This is a genomic window from Clostridium sp. USBA 49 (assembly GCF_900167505.1).
Taxonomy (GTDB): domain Bacteria; phylum Bacillota; class Clostridia; order Clostridiales; family Clostridiaceae; genus Clostridium_AT; species Clostridium_AT prolinivorans.
Map to the genome: position 1 here is coordinate 119,392 of NZ_FUYD01000003.1, position 21,332 is coordinate 140,723.

The following is a 21,332-nucleotide window of genomic DNA, read 5'->3' on the forward strand; positions in this document are numbered from 1 at the left end:
AATTCTCCTTTCATCTAAAAACGTTTAACCATTTATGCTGATTTATTTAATTAAATAATTGGTAACACATATAAAAATTTATCTTTGCAAAAATTATAAACGGTTAACATGTTTATGTATCAATTATAAAACAATTATAAAAAGTTAACAACTCAAATCAAAAATTTAAAAATTATATTATATTCAATACAAAATAATCAATTGAATAAAGTTCTCTATTTTGATAACATACTTATTATAAGAATTTTTATTTTACATGAGGAGGAAATTTATGAGATTTAAAAAAATATTTGTTACTACATTATTAAGTTTTTGCTTAATTTTTAGTGCTTGCTCAAAATCACCTGCAGAAAACACTAATAATCAAAGTAAAAATCAAACGCAATCTAATGAAGCTAATAATGTACAGGTAAAAAAAGCTGAAAAATCACAAGCTTTAGCAAAGGAATATACTTCTGAAAATTATAAAAGTAAATATGAAGGTAAAAAACCTATAGTTACTATAAAAATGGAAGATGGTTCTATAATTAAAGCAGAGCTTTATCCTGATATTGCCCCAAGAACTGTAGATAATTTTGTAAGTTTAATTCAGGAAAAATTTTATGATGGATTAATATTTCATAGAGTTGTTCCAGGTTTTGTAATACAAGGAGGAGATCCTCTCGGTAACGGAACTGGAGATCCAGGTTATTCTATTCCTGGAGAATTTACAAGTAATGGTTTTAAAAATAATTTAAAACATGTAAGAGGTGTTCTTTCCATGGCAAGAGCACAAGATCCTAACTCAGCAGGTTCACAATTTTTTATAGTAACAAAAGATTCTAATTTTCTTGATGGAGAATATGCTGCTTTTGGAAAAGTTATAGAAGGTCTTGATGTTGTTGATAAAATAGTAAACGTAAAAGCAGTAAATGAAAAACCAGTAGAAGATCAAGTTATGAAGGAAGTTACTGTAGAAATAAAATAAAATTTTAGTATATATATTTTTTAAAATTTAATACAAATGCAGCCGTCTAGTAAAATAATAATTCTCTTTATCAAGAATAAAATATATTAATTACTCATATTATTATTTTACTAGACTATATTTAATTTTATGTTGAATATCTATTCAAATGAGTGTATGCAACTTATTGTAAGGGTAGAATATTTAATTTGATTTTATGTTGGATATGTATAGTAATTGAAAAAATGTGGTGATAAAATGATTTTATTAGATGCAATCCAAGGTGTTTTAAGTGTAATAATTATAATAGGAATTGGCTACATACTATCTTATAAAGGCTGGTTTGATGAAAGTACTTCTAAACTTTTTTCTAAAATGGTCGTAAATATATCTCTCCCATTATACATGATTTCAAATTTGATGAATACTTTTAGTAAAGAAAGTCTTTCTCAAGCTGGTATAGGAATTATAGTTCCTTTTATTTCTATGATAATCTGCTATCTAATAAGTATTTTTATAGCAAAAATTATTAATGTTAAGCCTGAAAGAAAAGGTACATTTCAATGTATGTTCTTTCTTTCAAATACTATTTTTATAGGACTTCCTATTAATTTAGCACTGTTTGGAGAAAAAAGCATTATTTATGTACTTTATTATTATTTCTCTAACACAATTTTATTTTGGACTTTAGGAGTTTATATTATAAAAAAAGATACTAAAATAGATAATAAAAGTATATTTTCTATAAATACTTTAAAAAGTATATTTACCCCTCCTTTAATTGGCTTTGTAATAGCTATAATACTTATTTTGCTAAATATAAGCCTTCCAAAATTTATAATGGATACATGCAAATATATAGGTAACTTAACAACTCCCTTATCAATGTTATTTATAGGAATAGTTATATACTCTATAAATTTAAAGAACTTTAAATTTGATAAAGATGTATTTTGGGTATTAATAGGAAGATTTTTAGTAGCTCCTCTTATTACATATATATTTTCTTTAGTTTTTTCCCTTCCTTCATTAATGAAAAATGTATTTGTAATTCAAGCTTCTCTCCCTGTAATGGCAAATACAGCTATAGTAACCAAAGAATACGATGCAGATTACGAATATGCTGCAATGATGATTGCTGTTACTACTATAGCCAGTTTAATATTTATACCTATTTATAGATTTTTACTTGGATAATATAAAAACCGTCTAAGACTAGATTTAGAAAACAATCTAATCTTAGGCGGTTTTTATTAAAATTTAATTCTTCTTTTCTCTTTTCCAGAATCATAAATAGCACAAATCATTTTTTGTGTTTTTATAGCTTCTTCTCCTGTAATTTCCGGCTGTATTCCTTCTAATAAAGAATTATAATAATTTTTAATCTGCTTTATATGGCTTACACCCCAATATCCCTTAGTTCCATTTCCATAATGGAAAACTTCATTTGGATTATTATCTGCTATATATTCCCTTCCATCATTAAATTTTATAGAAGCTTTATCTGCAACCATTTTAGCAATTCCATTTTCACAATAAAGTTCAATTTCAACAGGTGCATCATATCCATAGTAATTAATAGCATAAAATCCAGCTACAACACCATTTTTATATTTTATTACCCCTTCTGCTGAATCTTCTACTTCTATAATATTATGAGCCCTATTGCTTATATTAGCATCTACATATTCGATTTCGCTATCAATAAACCATCTCATTAAATCCATAGTATGAATTGCTTGATCTATTATAACTCCACCTCCTTCTTTATCCCAAGTACCCTTCCAATCACTTTTACTATAATATTCATCAGAACGATTCCAAGTAACAGAAAGCTTTCCAGAAATTATTTTCCCTAATTCTCCTGATTCTAATGTCTTTTTTATAAGCTGTGAACCAGGATTATATCTGTTTTGAAAAATGACTCCCAAATTTACATTATTTTCTTTAGCCGTTTTAACCATAATCTCTGCATCTTCAAGTTTAATAGACATTGGCTTTTCAGTTAAAACATTTACTCCTTTGTTTGCTGCATAAATAGCTACTTCAGGATGTAGATAATGTGGCAGGCAAATATGAATTACATCTAAATTTTCATTATCTATCATTTCTTTGTAATCAAAATAATATTTGCAGTTAAATTCTTCTGCTTTTTCTTTTGCTCTATCTTCTTTTATATCGCAAACTGCTACAAGTTCTGCACATTCTAACGCATTTACAGGTATTGCATGCATAGGGAATATATTACCGCAGCCTACTATTCCAACTCTATATTTATTCATAAAAAATCCTCCTTAAAAACTATTTATATACTTTTAAAGTGAAGAAACATGATTTTTCACTTTCTTCACTTTAAAGTTAAAATTTACACAAATTTTTTTAGATGATTTAATCCAATAGTTAATCCTTCTTTAACCTTTTCCTCGCTGCCTTCATATAATGGATCTTCATGTTCAATACTTATAACTCCATCAAATCCTTTGCTTTTTACAACATTAATAAGTTTTTCCCAGTCAACTTGTCCAAGACTTGGCATACGATATCTCCAATATCCATATTCTCCTTGTTCTCCAGTATATAGCTGTCTATTGTTTATTCCATATTTATTTAATCTGTCCGTATAGATTTCTGCATCTTTTGCATGCATATGGAATATTCTATCTGAAAAATCCTCTGCAGCTTTTAAATAATCAATAAATTGAGGTACTAAATGAGAAGGGTCAAAGTTTAATCCAAAGTTTTTACTTGGAACCCTCTTAAACATCTCTTCCCAAAGTTCTGGAGTATAAGAAATAGTACCAGGTAATCCTGGAATTTGCCATCCTCTCATATCGCAATTTTCTATCATAAGTTTAATGTCTCTTTCTTCAGCATAAGCTACAAGCTCAGTGAATACTTCTTCAAACTCATCAAAATTTTCTTTCATACTTTTATCTATATTTCTTCCTGCAAATGTTCCAACTAATGGAGTTTCAAGCATAACAGCTGCATCTATAACCTTTTTAAGATGGTTATTTATAAAAGCTCTCCTTTTTGGATCTTTATCTAAATTATTGTCATAATAAGCTAAAGAAGAAATTTCAAGATTATATTCTTTGAAGTATTTTTTTATTTCTTCTGCTTCTTCTTTAGTAAGACTATCAACATCTATATCACAACTTGAATAATCTCTATCATTTTCATTAGGCCAGCAAGCAACTTCAAGTGTTTTAAAACCTGCTTCACTTGCCCATCTTGCTTTTTCTTTAAGTGGCATATTTCCCAAACAAACTGTTAAAAACCCTAATTTCATTTTTTACACCTCTATTAAATAATATTTATTTTTTTTAAATTGTTATAACTTATTGTTATACTTTCAATAGGATCTATCTTGCATTTATCCTGCTCAACTATAATCCATTCAGCTTTATTTATTTTTGCCTGATTTATAATTTTATCTATAGGTAAAATCCCATTACCTATTTCCGTAAATTCTCTTTTTTCAGTATTATCCATATCTTTAATATGAATTAATGGAGTTCTATATTTATACTTATTTAAATATTCTATAGGATCTAATCCGGCATAAGCCACCCAATAAGTATCAATTTCAGCCATTAAAATGTTTGATGTTGTATCTTTATATAAAATATCTAATCCATAAACACCATCAAACATTTTAAATTCATGTGCATGGTTATGATAACAAAGATTTAGCCCTGCATTTTTTAGTTTAGTTCCTATTTTATTAAATTCTATTGCCATATTAACAAAATCTTCTTTACCTTTAAACTCCAAATAAGGACATACTACATATTTATTGCCAATTTCTAAATTATAATATATTACTTCATCTAAATTATTTCTAAGTTCATCTATATTTATATGAGCTCCTGCTGGCTTTAATCCTAAATTATCTAAAAGTAATTTAAGTTCTCCTGCATTCATTCCTCCAAAACCAGCAAACTCTACTCCCTTATATCCTATTTCAGCTACCTTTTTAAGAGTGCCTGAAAAATCTTTCTGCATTTCTTCTCTTAAAGTATATAATTGCAATGCTATAGGAATACTCAATATAATTCCACCTCTTTTTTATATTATTCAAAATATACTGCTTTACCAGTTTTAGAAGATTCATAAATAGCTTCTAATATTTGCGTAACTACAAGAGCTTCTTCTGGTTTAACAATAGGTTCAGTATCATTTAATATTGATTCAATCCAAAGTCTTGCTTCTAAATCTTCTGCTTTTTCTGAAGTTCCATCATAAAAAGCAACTCCACCAGAATTTAATTCAATCTTTGTTTCATATAATTTACTTAAATTTTCTCCATTTATACGAAGTCCATTTACCATATCTGCTCCGCCTTCTGTTCCACATAAAGTTGTCTGTCCTTCACGTACATCTAAACTATTTAATGCCCAACTTGACTCAAGAACTATAGTAGCCCCATTTTCCATAGTTATAAATCCAAAAGCTGAATCTTCTACAGTAAATTTTTCAGGATCCCATGAACCCCAAGCATTAGCTGCATTTTTTTTGTCTGCTAATTTATGATATTTAGTTCCAAGTACTGCCTTTGGTTTATAATTATTCATCATCCAAAGAGTTAAATCTAATGCATGAGTTCCAATATCTATTAATGGTCCTCCACCTTGTTCTTCTTCATTTAAAAATACACCCCATGTAGGTACAGCTCTTCTTCTTATAGCATGAGCTTTTGCATAATATATCTCTCCTAAATCTCCTTTTTCACAAATACTGTGCAAATATTGAGAATCTGCTCTAAACCTGTTTTGATATCCTATTGTAAGCTTCTTCCCAGTTCTTTTTGCTGCTTCTACCATCGCTTTAGCTTCAGCATAAGTTTTTGCCATTGGTTTTTCACACATTACATGCTTTCCAGATTCTAACGCATCTATAGTTATAAATGAATGAGATTTATTTGGAGTACATACATGTACTACATCAATTGAACTATCTTTTAAAAGTTCTTTATAATCAGAATAGCATTTTGCATTTTCTGTTCCAAATTCTTTTGCTGCTTTTTCAGCTTTTTCTAATATAATGTCACAAAATGCAACCATTTCAACATTATTGAGTTTAGATAAAGCTGGCATATGTTTTCCATTTGCTATTCCGCCACAACCTATAATTCCTATTTTAAGTTTTTTATTTTGTTCCATGATAAATCCTCCATTTTATATTTAATAGTTTTTGTCGTCGTTTACATTAATAATTATATTAAAAAAAATAGAGGATTACTCCTCTATCATTGCTCATTTATTCTCATATTTTGCTTTTTTCTATACTCTGTAGGTGAACACTTTTTTATTTCTTTAAATACCCTATTAAAAGTTTTAACACTATTAAATCCAGATTTAAAAGCTATTTCTGTAATATTATCGTCATCATTTATAAGAAACCATTCTGCTTTTGTTATTCTAAAATTATTTAAATATTGCCCAAATGTCATTCCAGCATTTTGTTTAAAAAATCTTGAAAAATGATATACACTAAAGCCTGCCTCTTTAGCTGCATCTTCTAATGTTATATCTGATATATAATTATTTTCTACAAATTCAAAAACATTTTCTAGTCTTCTTAATACATCTCTTTGTTTACTATCTTCTTCAAAAGTCAATGTTTCAATAGGTACCTTTCTTAATAAAAGAACTACTAAATCATATAGTCTTGCTTTAAGTGCAAGTTTATAACCTTCTTTTTTTTCATTATACTCTCTAATAAGTTCTTTTATTTGTTTTTCTACATCATATTTTACTTCTTTTCCCCAAAAACTGCTTAGCCTTTTTGAACGGTGAAATAAAGGTCTAAGTCTTTGTCTTTCTTCAATTCCAGAAGCAATATTATCAAAAATAGCTAAATTAAACTGAATGACTACTCTGCTGCTTTTATTATATTCTGGTAAAAAATAATGAATATCTCCACTTCCTATTATAAAAATATCACTTTCTGAAAGATTATATATATTGTTATTAACTCCTACCCTTACTCCGCCTTCTACCATATATATTATTTCTATTTCATCATGCCAATGATGTGGAACAGAGGTGTATCCTTCATTTATAAATAATCTAAATGGGAAATCCGGTTCTAAAACATTTTTTTCAAACCAAGCTTCCATATTACCCCCCTCTTTTTAAATTACAAATAGTATTTTATAAATTTTATTTATATATAAATTGATTGTTATCCACATTATACACATATCCAATTGTGGACAACTTGTTTATAATTTCTTCTTCTTTTATTCCATAATTTTCACAAAAAGAAGAAAGACTGTAAAACTCATCTCTAAGTTTCATATTTACTATGCTTAACAACATATATGAATCCATTTTTAACATTTCTTCTCTATCCATAGTTTAATCCTTTCCAATGTGTATTTATATTTTCATATTTAAATCTTCATTTAATGCTTTTTAACTATTGTTCATATGTTTATTTTTATTTTATATTATGATTAACCCACAATAAACTGTAAATTAATTTTTACTATACAATTTATAGTATTTATAAATTTCTATTATATCTATATATAGCAATGAACATTTAATAAAAAGACTTTTTGTGAGATAATCATTTTATTTTAATAACTGGAAGTACACTTTGATTATAATTATTTATTTCTATTTTATCATAAGGTATTACATATAGATACATTAATTCCATTTTAGATTTATTATATTTCCATGTAGATTTAGCAGATCCTATATTATCTTGAGCACAAATTCCATTAAGCATTTGCTTTCCTTCAAGCTCATATATTCCATCCTTATCAATATCTACAGGTTTAAGCTCTGCAAATCCTTCTTGAAATCCCTTAGTCTCTTTTAAAATTTTCCCTTCACTATTATAAATCATTTCTTTTATATAAATATCTTTTTTTGAAGTCATATCTTCAATGAACATACTGTTATATTTTTTATCTAAAATGTTTACTTTAAAAAAATCTTTATAATATATATCAAAATCAATACCTAAAGAAAATTTTTCTTGATTAAATAAATATTTTGTTTTATTACCTTTAAAAGATATTAAACTATAAAAACGGTTATTTTGCTGACTGTCTAGACTTATAAATACATCAGATATTTTATCTCCATTAAAATCTCCTAAAAAAAGTCTCCCATTGTATCCATAATCAATTTTTCCAATAGAAATATTATGATATTTTTTTTCTTTTCCATATTTAATAATTAAAGATATTTTATTACTCCAAGAACTTCTCTTATCTTCTTTATTTCCTATGAGTATAACATCATCTTTAATATTGTCGCCATTTATATCTTCATATTTATAATCAAGTATAACCGTATTAGGTTTAAAATTACTATTTTCAAATTTACTGTTTATTTTATATTCATTGTCTTCTGATTTTGCTTTATATAATGGCACTAAAAAGATAAATGCTAAAAATATCACAGGGATTATCTTAATTTTTTTCATCTCATATCCCTCCCTTTTAATATTTTTAGCATCTATTATATATTTATGTAATTTTTAAAAAAGATTTTTTAATTAGAACAGTCCTACTATAGTTCCGTCTTCAAGTATATCCATCTTTTCTGCTGCTGGAACTTTAGGAAGTCCAGGCATTACCATTATATCTCCTGTTAAAGCTACTATAAATCCTGCACCATTTGATACTCTTATTTCTTTAACTGTTATGTTAAATCCTTTTGGTCGTCCAAGTAAATTGGGATTATCTGAAAGAGAATATTGAGTTTTCGCAACACAAATTGGGAGCTTATCAAGTCCTATTGTTTCTAATTCTTTTATTTGTTTTTCAGCTTCTTTTGTATAATTTACTTCATCAGCTCCGTATATTTCCTGGGCTATAATCTGTAATTTTTCTTTAATTCTTAAATTTTCATCATATAAAACTTTAAAATCACTTGTATTATTTCCCAAAATATCTATTACTTTTTCTGCTAAAGAAATACCACCTTCTCCACCTTTTTCCCAAACCTCTGTAAGAGCTGATTTAACTTCCAATTTATTGCAATACTCTTCAATAAATTTAAGTTCTTCTACGCTATCAGTAACAAACCTGTTTATAGCAACTACAGGAGTAACTTTATATTTTCTTACATTTTCTATTTGTTTTTCTAAATTTTCTATTCCTTTAGCTAAAGCTTCTAAATTAGGTTCTCCTAAATTTTCTTTTTTAGCTCCTCCATGCATCTTAAGAGCTCTAACTGTTGCAACAATAACAACACATTCTGGTTTTAATCCTCCATATCTGCATTTTATATCAAAAAACTTTTCTGCACCTAAATCTGCTCCAAAACCAGCTTCAGTTATTACATAATCTCCTAATTTAAGTGCCATTTTTGTAGCAATAAGGCTATTACATCCATGAGCTATATTTGCAAAAGGTCCTCCGTGAATTATAGCTGGAGTATTTTCTAAAGTTTGAACAAGATTTGGTTTTATAGCATCCTTCATTAAAAGAGCCATAGCACCCTCAACTTTTAAGTCTTTACAAAAAACTGGATCTCCATCTAAATTATAAGCTATTAATATTTCGCCCATTCTCTTTTTTAAATCCATTAAATCTTTAGAAAGGCATAATATAGCCATAATTTCTGAAGCTACTGTTATCATAAATCCATCTTCTCTTAAAAATCCGTTGGCTTTACCACCCATACCTACTACAATATTTCTTAATGCTCTATCATTCATATCCATTACTCTTTTAAATATAATCCTTCTTGAATCAATTCTTAAGGAATTCCCTTGATGGATATGATTATCTATAGCTGCTGCAAGTAAATTATTAGCCGCTGTTATAGCATGCATATCACCTGTAAAATGAAGATTAATATCTTCCATAGGAACTACTTGAGAGTATCCCCCTCCAGCAGCACCACCTTTAACTCCAAAAACTGGTCCAAGAGAAGGTTCCCTTAGTGCAATTACTGCATTTTTACCCATTTTGCAAAGAGCTTGTCCAAGCCCTACTGTTACTGTTGATTTTCCTTCTCCTGCTGCTGTTGGATTTATAGCAGTAACTAATACAAGTTTCCCATCTTTTTTATTTTTATTTTTTTCTAAAACATCAAGAGAAATTTTACATTTATATTTTCCATAAAGTTCAATATCATCTTCAGTAAGTCCAATTTTTTCAGCAATTTTAACTATTGGTTCCATTTTAGCACTCTGTGCTATTTCAATATCATTTTTCATCTGTATTCCTCCCATAAATCTTTCTTCTTTTTATATTATATCCTAATAAAAAATAAAGATAAACAAATTCATCTTTATTTTCATATTTTGAAAGATGAAATTTGTTTATCTTTAATATGTTTAAACTGCTCTTTAATTTTAGAAATTATGCATTAAACATTTGCTTCTATTGAAGTATTATTAAATATAGCTTCAAATTCATGAGCTTCAAGCTTTTCTTTCTCAAGAAGTGCTTGAGCTACTGCATGGAGCTTATGAATATTTTCAGTTAAAAGTCTTTCTGCTCTATTATAAGCTTCATCTATTAATCTTCTTATCTCGTTATCTATTCTAGCTGCAACTTCTTCACTAAAGTTTCTGCTACGGCCTAAATCTTTTCCTATAAATACTTCATCATGACCTGAAGTAAATGAAATAGGACCAAGTTCATCACTCATACCAAATTCCATAACCATCTTTCTAGCTATTGAAGTAGCTCTATCTATATCATTTTTTGCACCTGTACTTATATCACCTATTATAAGTTTTTCAGCAACTCTTCCTCCAAGAAGTCCTGTCATTTCATCTTTAAGTTTTGACTTAGAAGTATATGCTCTATCTTCCTCTGGAAGATGCATAGTATATCCTCCAGCCATACCTCTTGGAATTATGCTTATTTGATGCACTGGATCAGAGTTAGGTAAAAGTTTCATAACAACAGCATGCCCTGCTTCATGATATGCTGTAAGTCTTCTATCTTTTTCACTTACTACTCTGCTCTTCTTTTCAGGTCCAGCTATAACTCTTGTCACAGCTTCTTCAAGTTCATCCATGCCTATAACTTTTTTATTATTTCTAACTGCTAAAAGTGCAGCTTCATTCATTAAATTTTCAAGATCAGCACCAGTAAATCCTGGAGTTCTCTTTGCAAGTATATCAAGTCTTACTTCTTCAGAAAGAGGCTTATTTCTCGAATGAACTTTTAAAATTTCTTCTCTTCCTTTAACATCTGGTGCACCAACAACTATCTGTCTATCAAAACGTCCAGGTCTAAGTAAGGCTGGATCTAATATATCTGGTCTATTAGTAGCTGCTATCATAATTATTCCTTCATTTGCTCCAAATCCATCCATTTCAACTAAAAGTTGATTTAGAGTTTGCTCTCTTTCATCATGTCCTCCGCCTAAACCAGCACCTCTTTGTCTACCAACAGCATCAATTTCATCGATAAAAACTATACATGGTGCATTCTTCTTTGCTTGCTCAAAAAGATCTCTAACTCTAGAAGCTCCAACACCAACAAACATTTCTACAAAATCAGAACCAGATATACTAAAGAAAGGTACTCCAGCTTCTCCAGCTATGGCTTTTGCAAGAAGTGTTTTACCTGTTCCTGGAGGTCCTACAAGTAAAATTCCTTTAGGTATTCTTGCTCCAACATCAATATATTTTTTTGGTTGTTTTAAAAAATCTACTATTTCAGCAAGTTCAGCTTTTTCTTCGTCTGCTCCTGCTACATCATTAAATGTTACTCTTTTTTTATCGGGAGTAGCCATTTTGGCTCTGCTTTTCCCAAAATTCATAACACCTCTGTTGCCTCCACTACCCTGAGATTGCTGCATAAACATAAACCAAAATGCTACAAAAATCAAAATTAAAAATATTGTTGGAATATATTGTACCCAAAAAGGTATAGTTACAGGTTTAGAATAATCTTCCTTAACCTCACCATTTTTAGGATATTGTTCTATAAATTGAAATAATCTTTCAGGCATAACTGTTGTTTCATAAGCTGTTCCATCTTTATAAGTACCTGTAACAGTTCGTTCTTCACTATTAACTTTAAAACTTTGTATATTATTATTTATCCATTGCTTTTGAAATTCATCAAAATGAATATTTTTAACATTTTTACCTGTTTGGGTTAAAAATGTAGATGCAAAAATGATTACAATAAGAATTATAATCCAGGCCGTAATACCAGAATATTTTTTCATATAGGCCCCCCTCTCTTTCTGTTAGTCTATTATATTGTATGATTGTATCATAAGCATTTTTTATTTACAAGAAAGTTATTATTAATTTTTATAAATTTCTTCTTTAAGTATTCCTATGAATGGAAGATTCCTATATTTTTCTGCATAATCTAAGCCATAACCTACTAAAAACTCATCTGGAACAGTAAATCCTTTATACTTAACATCTATTTGTGCTTTTCTTCTTTCTGGTTTATCAAGCAGACATATTATTTCAAGGCTATTAGGTTTTCTTCCTTTTAAATATTCTATAAGATATTTTAAAGTAATACCACTATCTATTATATCTTCAACAATAAGAACATCTTTGCCTTCTATTTCAAAGTCTAAATCCTTTAAAATTCTAACTACTCCTGAACTTTTTGTAGAATTTCCATAACTTGATACAGCCATAAAATCCATAGAACATGGTATTGTAATCTCTTTTAAAAGGTCAGACATAAACATAACAGAGCCTTTTAATACACCTATTAAAACTAAATCACTTTCTTTATAATCTCTGCTTATATTTTGACCTAATTCTTTTATTTTTTGCCTTATTGTTTCTTCGTCTAAAAGTATTTTTTTAATATCTTCTCTCATTTTTTTCTCCTTCCGTAATTTTTATCTCTAGTATTTTTTTTGTATTTTTATTTATTTTATATTTTTCGCTTATTCTATAACCAACTATCCATACTATTTCATCATCAAAAACAATAATAGGGATAGTATCTCTTTCTTCTTTAGGTACTTTTAAATCTATAAATAAATCTTTAAGCTTTTTGCTTCCTTTCATACCTAAAGGAGTAAATTTATCTCCATTTCTTCTAGTTCTTAAATATATATTTTTAGGAGCACTATCAAAATCGAAATATTTCACAAAAGAATTTTCTTTAAAATTAATCTTTTCGTCTTTATTGATTAATCTTAAACTAACCTTTAAGTTAAAACTTTCTATTATATTTTCTCTATCTATATAAAGAATATATTCATCATTATCAGGTTTATTTCTAAATTTTTCTCCTAAAGTAAGCTCAATATCTCCATAATTATTAAAAGCTATTATTCCATTTGGTAAATTTATTTTTTTACCTGTATTGCATTTTTGCAGCTCAATTAAATTTTTAATATGTATTTTTTCAATATCATATAAATTACCTTTAAGATTATTTATAGCTTTTCTAATTATTCTATTAAGTATAGCTTTTTCTTCAGAAAAAGCGCCTTTATATATTATAACCTTTCCTGCTTTATTTTCACAATAGGTATTATATTTTTCTTTAGAAATTTTATCTAAATAGTCATTGTCTATAATTATTGTATCCGCTAACCTATTGAGTACATTAATTATATCTTTATTAAAATTTTTTTGAAGATATGGTATTAATTCAAGCCTTATTTTGTTTCTTGTATATATACTTTCTAAATTTGTCTTATCTATCCTTGGATTAAGATTATTTTCTTTACAATATTTTTCAATATTTTCCCTTTTAATATTTATTAATGGTCTTATAAATATATTACTTCTAACTGGTTTTATTCCAACGAGCCCTTCCATTCCAGTGCCTCTCATTATTCTCATAAGAACAGTTTCTGCTTGATCATTAGCATTATGAGCCAATGCTATTTTTTGAGCTTCTAACTTTTTTAAAAGCTCATCAAAAAATTCATATCTAGCTTCTCTACCTGCACTTTCAGAAGATATTCCTCTTTCTTTAGAAAGTTTATTTATATCTATTTTTTTTGTAAAACACTCTATACCTAATTTATTACAAAATTCTTTTACATATTCTTCATCTTTATCTGCCTCATCACCTCTAAGACAGTGATTTAAATGAGCTGCATATAAAGTAATATTAAAAATTTCCTTTAATTTGTATAAAATATGAAGAAGACAAATAGAATCTGGTCCTCCAGATACAGCAACAATAATTTTATCATTTTGAGAAATCATATTATACTCTTTTATTGTATCTAAAACTCTTTCAATCAAATCAATCACCTCATAAAGGAACAACTTTAATTATTAAATTATACCATAAATAAAGGGAGATTAAATCTCCCTAAAAAATAATATATTAATATAAGGAATAAACTTTAGAAACAACTGCTGTCATATCATCTTTTATTTTATCATCACTTAATTTTTTTGCATTCTCAATAAGTTCTTCTACAAGGTCTTTAGGATTTGAACAATTTGTATTCTCTAAAAACTCTACTACCCAATCTACTCTTCCTGCAGCTTCACTATTGTAATCTAACACTCCATCAGTAAGCATTACAATTATATCACCATTTTTAACTTTTTTCTTTATTATATCAATATCAACCTTATCTAGTACTCCCATAGGAAGTGTTCTAGACTTTATAACTTCAACTTTATTCCCACTTTTTATAAAACTTGCTACAGCTCCAACTTTCATAAATTCTGCTTCCCCAGTATAAAGATCTATACTGCTTACATCTACTGTAGAAAATTTTTCTTCAGCTGAAAATTTTAAAGACATTATAGAATTTACTGTATTTATAGCAGTAATTCTATTAAAACCTGTACTTGCAAATTTTTCAATAAGTTCAACAGCTGCATTGCTTTCTTGCTCTGCTTGAGGTCCTGAACCCATACCATCGCTTAAAACAGTCATATAACTTCCATCTTGTAGCTTCCCAAAGGTATAACTATCCCCACTATAACTTTCTCCATCTTTACACAATCTTTTTGCATATGATGCTATATGAAATTTAGGTGTTTCTTCAAAAGTTACATTACAAGTTTTATCTGTTGGATTTATATTACAGCCATCATCACTTACACTCATATTTTTATTAAGTGCTTCATTTATATATGGAAGAACATCTTTAATGCAAAGTTGACTACCTCCACAAGCATTCATCTTAAGCTTTACTATTAATCTGTTATTTTTATTATTTAAACAGAATACATCTTTGTATTCTACTTTATTTCTGTCTAATATTCTTCTTATATTGTTTTCTGATTCTACATCTATTTTTATATTATCACTAAAATCATCTATTATTTCTGAAACAGAAGATGCCATATTGCTTATTTGGCTGCTTAAAAGTTCTCTTCCTTCACTTAATCTTTTTCTCCACATTTCACTTATAATATAATTGTTTACAATTTCTTCTGTATTTTTTACTAATGCTGTTCTCTTAACACATTTTTTATCAATCTCATCTGGAACTATACCTTTTCCTTCTTCATAATTTTGAATAATTTCTGCAAATGCATTATAAGTATAATAACTTTCTCTTTTCCAACACATAGAATTCATATTGCAATTACTGCAGACTCTATCTGCTAAATTTTCTATAAGAGCTGCACTTTTATTTTTCATAACTAATTTATCATTTTCAGCTAAATTTTCAAGTATAATAGACATATTAGAAAGCACTTGTGAAAAATTATCCAATCTATTTACTAATATACTTTTAATTTTATCTACATAATTTGAACTTATATTTTCATATTTTTTTTCAAAATCTAATTCTAAAGCCACTCTTGCATAAAATTTATTAGGTATTATAAAAAATATTATTAAAGTTATTATTGACTCTGCAAATTTAAATTGTCCGTTTGTATTTGAAAATACATTTACTATAAAGAAAGCTGCAATATACGATAATCCTGTTAATATTTTTCCAGTTTCTTTAAAAGTACCTGCAATAAGACCGCAAATTGTAAATACACTTATAAATATCTCCATATTGTTTGAGCATATTCCAACTATTATTCCCATAGCGGCACCACTTGCCGCACCTACCGTACTACCTTTAACATAGCTTATCATAAGCACAACAATTAATGCAAATAAATTTCGCAGCGAAATCCCAAATATTTCTGCTCCCCAAGTCCCCGAAACTATAAGAGCACATGTAATAGCCATACTAACTATCTCTTCATTTGTAAATAGATGTTTTGTTTTTATTTCTTTAAGGCATATTATAGAATAATTAATAATAAAATATATTGGGAAGATTGCTGTTGTTTCAAAAAAAGCTGTAAAAAAAGCTACATCTATAGAAATATTTGATATAAGCATTTTATATGATGCCTGTGTTAAAAATATCATTGAAAAAAATATTATAATTTTCTTTTTATTAGCAAGTCCTTCAACTAAATATCCAAGCAAAGTTATTATTCCTATAAGTATCATATAGGAAGGCATGTCCTTCAAATTACCATATAAAGTTGCATATCCTATAAGTGAACCACATCCGCTTATTAATGTTAATTTTTCTTCTCCATATAATGCTACTGCTATTAAAAAAGCAATCCCAAAAGGTGCCATATAATTTATAAGTAACACTCTACTTATTAAAAATGAGCTTAAAAAATAGAGCAGTAATTTTAAAATACCCCTTCCATCCATTACCTTTTTTTCTTCATTTTTTTTAGTTTTAATAGCTCTTTCATAAGCTGTTAAATTTGCTCCGTATTGCATACAAATAAATCCTCCTATGTTTTTATTTATTCCCAATATTTTGAAACTGATTTTATTATAGCAAATATCTATGGAAATAAATGTCATTCTTTGAGTGGAATATATAATTTTATTTGGACAATAATTTCTATATTTTTTCAAATAATTTATATTTTTTTATTTTTATTTGTTTTTCACTTTTTTAGCTTGTATTTATTACAAATGTTATAAATTAACAATTTTTTTAGTTTTATACAAGATGTTGAACTAAAAAAAATTATTACTTTTATGCTGTATATATAAAAAATATGTCGGTAATATTTTTTATACCATATTGAATATAATATTCTGTATAAGAATTTAAATTTAAAATATTTGAAATATACAAAAGGAAACGGGGGGATAAAATTGATTAGAAATAAAAAAACAAAAGGAAAAATATATACTATATTTTCATTATCACTTTTTATTAGTATATCTATACCTATAGTTTCAAAAGCAAGTGTGGGTATTAATTCTTATTCTGATAAAAATTTAATTTACACTCAAATTTTCAATAGAGGTTTTCCAATTGCTAAAACTATAAATTTTGATGAAGATGATATGGCTGAATTTGATTATTCTTTAAAAACTAAGCTTTTAGATGTTGTAGGTTTAAATATTTCCAATCCTCTTTCTATTGTAAGCAGAGAATTCAATCTTATAAAAAATGGAGATCCTGAAGCTGCTGTTAGAGAAAATAAATCTTCTTTTATATTGAATCCTTTTAAACTTGATGAAAATAATATTATAAAAAATCCAGAAACAACACCTTCTAATAAACCTGTAGATTATACAAAAGTTTCAGAGGTTTACAATCCAAAATTAAAAAAAACATTAAATCCTTCAAATCCAGAGGTTTTAATATATCATTCTCATACAACAGAAAGTTATCTTCCTAATCCACCTAATATAACTGATCCAACTAAAAATGTGTGTGCTGTTGGAGATGTAATAGCTGCTGAATTGGAAAAAAATTATGGTATTGCTACAATTCACGATAAAACTATACACAATATGGTTTTTAATAACAGTTATGCTAGATCGGGCGAAACTGTAGATAAATATTTAAGTAAATATAAGAATTTTAAAGTAATAATAGATTTACATAGAGATGCAATTGCAGCAGGAGATGATATAAAAGTTAGCATGCATAATCAAAGTACCGCAAGATTTATGTTTGTTGTTGGTATGAAAAATCCTACTTATGGAAAAAATCTTGCTCTTGCAAGAAAACTTTCAAGTATAACTCAAAGCCTTTTCCCTGGTCTTATACGGCCTGGAAATAGTGGAGATTACGGTATTTATCATTATGAAAAAGGTAAATTTAACCAGCAAAAAAATCCTGCTATAATCTTGATGGAAATAGGTTCAAACAATAATACTTTGGAAGAAGCAAAAACAACAGGAGTATATATAGCAAGGATATTAGCTGAATACATAAATGAAAAGCAGTAAAAAAAGCTCTACAATATTTTTAATTGTAGAGCTTTTTGGTAGCGGAAATAGGACTTGAACCTACGACACATCGGGTATGAACCGATTGCTCTAGCCAGCTGAGCTATTCCGCCATATTATATAATTAGGACATCACTTTTATGTGTGTCCTTAATTTTAATGGTTGCGGGGGCAGGACTTGAACCTACGACCTTCGGGTTATGAGCCCGACGAGCTACCAGCTGCTCCACCCCGCGATATTTGGTGCTGAAGACCGGAATCGAACCGGTACGGTGTTTAACCACCGCAGGATTTTAAGTCCTGTGCGTCTGCCTGTTCCGCCACTTCAGCATATATGGTAGCGGAAATAGGACTTGAACCTACGACACATCGGGTATGAACCGATTGCTCTAGCCAACTGAGCTATTCCGCCATATTACATAATTAGGATATTACTTTTATGTGTGTCTTTAATTTTAATGGTTGCGGGGGCAGGACTTGAACCTACGACCTTCGGGTTATGAGCCCGACGAGCTACCAGCTGCTCCACCCCGCGATATTTGGTGCTGAAGACCGGAATCGAACCGGTACGGTGTTTAACCACCGCAGGATTTTAAGTCCTGTGCGTCTGCCTGTTCCGCCACTTCAGCATATCATTTCCTTGCGACATAGACTATTATATATCATACATTTTATACTGTCAACATTTTTGTTTAAAATTTTTAAATTTATGATTGATTTATGATAATGTACTGATATTACATAATTTCTGTTGATAGCTTAAGAGAAACAATAAAAAATTACCAGTAAAACTATTATTTATATTATAAAAGTTCTTGGATATTTTTAAAAATATTTGACCTATTTTCCCTTAAAAATTTTTAAATAAATTAAAAAATGTCTTAAAGTAAGTTAAATTTAATTTTTTTACTATACTTTAAGACATTATCTTTGCTTTTTATTTATTATTAGTAATTTGAACTTTTTCTATAACCACGATTTCTTGAATCTTGATGTTTTTTTAGTTCTTGGACCTTTTCTTCACTTTCTTTTAAAAATTTTGAAAGTCTGTCTTCAAAGCTTACAGCATTTGATTTGTTCCTTTCTTGATTCCAATCTACCTCAATTGGTTTTACAGATTTCTTTGGAGGGGCAGCTTGCTTTATTGATAAGCTTATCTTGCCATTATCATCCACTGAAATAACTTTAACCTTTACTTTGTCCTTTTCCTTTAAATAATCTCTAATGTCTTTTACATAAGTGTCTGAAACCTCAGAGATATGAACTAACCCTGTTTTTCCATCCACCTCTACAAATGCACCAAAATTTGTAATGTTTACTACTGTACCTTCTAGGATACTTCCTGTCTGTAAGGTCATATTGAAAAGACTCCTCCTTAATATTTAAATAATTTATATTAATATAAAATTGTAAACTATGTTATTTTTTTATTACAGGAGTCTCTCCTTCTTTAATAAGACCTAATCTTTCCCTTGCTAGTTTTTCAATGTAAGCATCTGTTTTAGATAGGTTAACTTCATCCTGTAATTTTTGATTTTTATCCTTAAGTTTTATAAGTTCCTGCTGACTTACAGTAAGCTCTTTTTTTATCTTGTTCATAGCCAGCTGAGTACTTATTAGTATGTAGCCTATATAAACTGCTGCTAAAACTAGCAATACCTTCTTAAGGCTAATTTTTTTCCCCATTATTTTACTCCTTTAAATTTTCATTTGTTTTAATTTTTATAATTATATTTTAAGTTGTATTTTGATTTTCTTCAAGGCTTTTCTTTATGATTTTTTATTTATTTTTTCTTTTTAAATTATAAAATATTATTTTAAATGGATAAAATATGAAGTTAATACTTATTCTGAATATTTTAGATATGATTGTTAAAAATTTGTACTGAAATTTAATAAATATATTACTAATTATTACCATGTATAAAATTATTCCTATAATTATAGCTCCATAAACATATACCCTTATGTAAGCATAATTTGTAATAAGCAAAAATATAAATACAACTATACTTGTAAAAATCCAAAATAACGTGTCTTCTATAAAAGTAAGTACTTTATTAGGATCTTCAAAGCCTCTAAAAATTCTATACAAATCAAAGAGCATTCCTGTTATTACTCCCGCAAGTATACTAAAAATTAAAATGTTAATCTGCATTGATAATGGAAATAACATAATTATACCTACTTAAAAAGCTTAGAAAATATACTTTCATTATCTTTTTTGTTTTCACTATTTGAGTAAGCACAGGAATTAATTTTCCCAATAATTATAACATCGCCATTTTGCACATCCAGCTTATTCATTCTAAGTCCTTCCCCTTTAATATTCATAGAACCTAAACTTGTATTTAATAATATTTGATAATCATTAAAACTTATAACTTCAAGTACTCCTGTTATTGAAAGCTTCCTTCTATTTTCAAGGGTTAGGCTGCTTTTTTTATCTTCTATTCTTATTTCTTTTTTACCCTCCATTTTATCCCTCCGGCATTTTTTACTAATATTTTCTTAATCTCTCTTGTACCTATTTATATGCCTTAAAGGGATTATTTATTACTATTCTTCTATATCTTCTTCCCCTAATAATATCTCATACATAGCTTTTGCTTCATCTTTTTTTACATGCTCAGAAATATTTGTAACTTTTGCCTTTAAAACCTTAGAAGCGTATTGAATTTCTATTATATCTCCTTCTTTGATTTCTGTACTAGGCTTTGCAATTTTCCCATTTATATATACTCTTCCATTTTCACAAGCTTCTTTAGCAACAGTTCTTCTTTTTATTATTCTTGAAACCTTTAAATATTTATCTAATCTCATAATATTTTTATTCTCCTTTTAGTATATTAGAAGATTATTAATTGTTAGCAAATTAAATATTAAATAAAAAGCCTGAATTAAAATCCAGGCTTTCTTAGTTTTTAAAGAAAACTTATTTTTTTTCTACTGCTTCTTTAAATTCTTTACCAGCTTTAAATACTGGAACTACAGTTGCTGGTATTATAATTTCTTCTTTAGTTCTTGGATTTCTTCCTGTTCTTTCAGCTCTTTCTCTAGCTTCAAAAGTACCAAATCCAACTAGTTGAACTTTTTCTCCTTTAGCTAGTGCTTCTTGAACACTATCTATAAATGCCTTTAATGCTGATTCTGCATCTTTTTTAGTTAAGCCACTTTTTTCAGCCATATTTGCTATTAATTCTGATTTGTTCACTTTTGTATCCTGGTTTTAATCATATGATCTATCCACCGGGCCAGAAG

21 protein-coding genes and 6 tRNA genes are annotated in these 21,332 nt (G+C 28.0%); 3 read left to right on the forward strand and 24 right to left on the reverse strand.

What is annotated here, in order from left to right; genetic code table 11:
- The first annotated feature begins 508 nt into the window (after positions 1 to 508).
- Positions 509 to 967: a peptidylprolyl isomerase gene (locus B5D11_RS04405; protein WP_228201981.1), complete on the forward strand. Its 459-nt coding sequence runs from the start codon at positions 509 to 511 to the stop codon at positions 965 to 967.
- A 216-nt stretch (positions 968 to 1,183) separates the two neighbouring features.
- Positions 1,184 to 2,143 carry an AEC family transporter gene (locus B5D11_RS04410; protein WP_323052677.1) on the forward strand — a complete coding sequence of 320 codons (960 nt, stop codon included), beginning with the start codon at positions 1,184 to 1,186 and terminating at the stop codon, positions 2,141 to 2,143.
- A 56-nt stretch (positions 2,144 to 2,199) separates the two neighbouring features.
- Here the strand turns inward: B5D11_RS04410 and B5D11_RS04415 are convergent, their stop codons facing one another.
- The 12 genes from B5D11_RS04415 to spoIIE form a co-directional block, all read right to left on the reverse strand.
- Complete coding sequence (locus tag B5D11_RS04415) at positions 2,200 to 3,228, reverse strand: Gfo/Idh/MocA family protein (protein ID WP_078681847.1); 1,029 nt, start codon at positions 3,226 to 3,228, stop codon at positions 2,200 to 2,202.
- An 83-nt stretch (positions 3,229 to 3,311) separates the two neighbouring features.
- Positions 3,312 to 4,238, reverse strand: a complete 927-nt coding sequence (locus tag B5D11_RS04420) for a sugar phosphate isomerase/epimerase family protein (RefSeq protein WP_078681848.1) — start codon at positions 4,236 to 4,238, stop codon at positions 3,312 to 3,314.
- A 14-nt stretch (positions 4,239 to 4,252) separates the two neighbouring features.
- Positions 4,253 to 4,999, reverse strand: coding sequence for a sugar phosphate isomerase/epimerase family protein (locus tag B5D11_RS04425; protein WP_078681849.1), 747 nt, complete (start codon positions 4,997 to 4,999; stop codon positions 4,253 to 4,255).
- A 23-nt stretch (positions 5,000 to 5,022) separates the two neighbouring features.
- Positions 5,023 to 6,111, reverse strand: coding sequence for a Gfo/Idh/MocA family protein (locus tag B5D11_RS04430; protein ID WP_078681850.1), 1,089 nt, complete (start codon positions 6,109 to 6,111; stop codon positions 5,023 to 5,025).
- Between the two features lie 86 nt (positions 6,112 to 6,197).
- Positions 6,198 to 7,070 carry an AraC family transcriptional regulator gene (locus tag B5D11_RS04435; protein WP_078681851.1) on the reverse strand — a complete coding sequence of 291 codons (873 nt, stop codon included), beginning with the start codon at positions 7,068 to 7,070 and terminating at the stop codon, positions 6,198 to 6,200.
- Positions 7,071 to 7,113: 43 nt separating this feature from the next.
- On the reverse strand, positions 7,114 to 7,308 hold the full coding sequence (locus B5D11_RS04440) for a DUF4250 domain-containing protein (protein WP_078681852.1): 195 nt from the start codon (positions 7,306 to 7,308) through the stop codon (positions 7,114 to 7,116).
- A gap of 217 nt (positions 7,309 to 7,525) precedes the next feature.
- Positions 7,526 to 8,395 carry a hypothetical protein gene (locus tag B5D11_RS04445; RefSeq protein ID WP_078681853.1) on the reverse strand — a complete coding sequence of 290 codons (870 nt, stop codon included), beginning with the start codon at positions 8,393 to 8,395 and terminating at the stop codon, positions 7,526 to 7,528.
- 72 nt (positions 8,396 to 8,467) lie between these two features.
- The gene (locus B5D11_RS04450; RefSeq protein WP_078681854.1) at positions 8,468 to 10,138 is read right to left on the reverse strand and encodes a formate--tetrahydrofolate ligase; all 1,671 of its coding nucleotides are present in this window, start codon (positions 10,136 to 10,138) and stop codon (positions 8,468 to 8,470) included.
- Positions 10,139 to 10,290: 152 nt separating this feature from the next.
- Positions 10,291 to 12,114 carry an ATP-dependent zinc metalloprotease FtsH gene (gene ftsH, locus B5D11_RS04455; RefSeq protein ID WP_078681855.1) on the reverse strand — a complete coding sequence of 608 codons (1,824 nt, stop codon included), beginning with the start codon at positions 12,112 to 12,114 and terminating at the stop codon, positions 10,291 to 10,293.
- An 81-nt stretch (positions 12,115 to 12,195) separates the two neighbouring features.
- Positions 12,196 to 12,735: a hypoxanthine phosphoribosyltransferase gene (gene hpt / locus B5D11_RS04460; RefSeq protein ID WP_078681856.1), complete on the reverse strand. Its 540-nt coding sequence runs from the start codon at positions 12,733 to 12,735 to the stop codon at positions 12,196 to 12,198.
- Positions 12,719 to 14,125, reverse strand: a complete 1,407-nt coding sequence (gene tilS, locus B5D11_RS04465) for a tRNA lysidine(34) synthetase TilS (protein ID WP_078681857.1) — start codon at positions 14,123 to 14,125, stop codon at positions 12,719 to 12,721. Before tilS ends, hpt begins: the two co-directional genes overlap by 17 nt.
- A gap of 85 nt (positions 14,126 to 14,210) precedes the next feature.
- Positions 14,211 to 16,595, reverse strand: a complete 2,385-nt coding sequence (spoIIE, locus tag B5D11_RS04470) for a stage II sporulation protein E (protein WP_078681858.1) — start codon at positions 16,593 to 16,595, stop codon at positions 14,211 to 14,213.
- A 387-nt stretch (positions 16,596 to 16,982) separates the two neighbouring features.
- On the opposite strand from spoIIE, the gene B5D11_RS04475 reads away from it, so the two are divergent.
- Complete coding sequence (locus tag B5D11_RS04475; RefSeq protein ID WP_078681859.1) at positions 16,983 to 18,071, forward strand: stage II sporulation protein P; 1,089 nt, start codon at positions 16,983 to 16,985, stop codon at positions 18,069 to 18,071.
- Between the two features lie 36 nt (positions 18,072 to 18,107).
- On the opposite strand, the gene B5D11_RS04480 is transcribed toward B5D11_RS04475, so the two are convergent.
- The 12 genes from B5D11_RS04480 to B5D11_RS04535 form a co-directional block, all read right to left on the reverse strand.
- A tRNA-Met gene (locus B5D11_RS04480) sits at positions 18,108 to 18,184 on the reverse strand.
- Between the two features lie 47 nt (positions 18,185 to 18,231).
- Positions 18,232 to 18,307 (reverse strand) — tRNA-Met (locus tag B5D11_RS04485).
- A gap of 5 nt (positions 18,308 to 18,312) precedes the next feature.
- Positions 18,313 to 18,401 (reverse strand) — tRNA-Leu (locus tag B5D11_RS04490).
- 5 nt (positions 18,402 to 18,406) lie between these two features.
- Positions 18,407 to 18,483, reverse strand: a tRNA-Met gene (locus tag B5D11_RS04495).
- Positions 18,484 to 18,530: 47 nt separating this feature from the next.
- A tRNA-Met gene (locus tag B5D11_RS04500) sits at positions 18,531 to 18,606 on the reverse strand.
- Between the two features lie 5 nt (positions 18,607 to 18,611).
- Positions 18,612 to 18,700: transfer RNA gene (locus B5D11_RS04505), tRNA-Leu, on the reverse strand.
- A gap of 318 nt (positions 18,701 to 19,018) precedes the next feature.
- The gene (locus B5D11_RS04510) at positions 19,019 to 19,429 is read right to left on the reverse strand and encodes a S1 domain-containing RNA-binding protein (RefSeq protein WP_078681860.1); all 411 of its coding nucleotides are present in this window, start codon (positions 19,427 to 19,429) and stop codon (positions 19,019 to 19,021) included.
- A 61-nt stretch (positions 19,430 to 19,490) separates the two neighbouring features.
- Positions 19,491 to 19,757 carry an FtsB family cell division protein gene (locus B5D11_RS04515; RefSeq protein WP_078681861.1) on the reverse strand — a complete coding sequence of 89 codons (267 nt, stop codon included), beginning with the start codon at positions 19,755 to 19,757 and terminating at the stop codon, positions 19,491 to 19,493.
- Positions 19,758 to 19,851: 94 nt separating this feature from the next.
- The gene (gene yabQ / locus B5D11_RS04520) at positions 19,852 to 20,247 is read right to left on the reverse strand and encodes a spore cortex biosynthesis protein YabQ (RefSeq protein ID WP_078681862.1); all 396 of its coding nucleotides are present in this window, start codon (positions 20,245 to 20,247) and stop codon (positions 19,852 to 19,854) included.
- An 8-nt stretch (positions 20,248 to 20,255) separates the two neighbouring features.
- Positions 20,256 to 20,549, reverse strand: coding sequence for a sporulation protein YabP (yabP, locus tag B5D11_RS04525; protein ID WP_078681863.1), 294 nt, complete (start codon positions 20,547 to 20,549; stop codon positions 20,256 to 20,258).
- A gap of 81 nt (positions 20,550 to 20,630) precedes the next feature.
- Complete coding sequence (locus tag B5D11_RS04530; RefSeq protein ID WP_078681864.1) at positions 20,631 to 20,894, reverse strand: RNA-binding S4 domain-containing protein; 264 nt, start codon at positions 20,892 to 20,894, stop codon at positions 20,631 to 20,633.
- A 112-nt stretch (positions 20,895 to 21,006) separates the two neighbouring features.
- Positions 21,007 to 21,285 carry an HU family DNA-binding protein gene (locus B5D11_RS04535; protein ID WP_078681865.1) on the reverse strand — a complete coding sequence of 93 codons (279 nt, stop codon included), beginning with the start codon at positions 21,283 to 21,285 and terminating at the stop codon, positions 21,007 to 21,009.
- Positions 21,286 to 21,332: the final 47 nt, after the last annotated feature.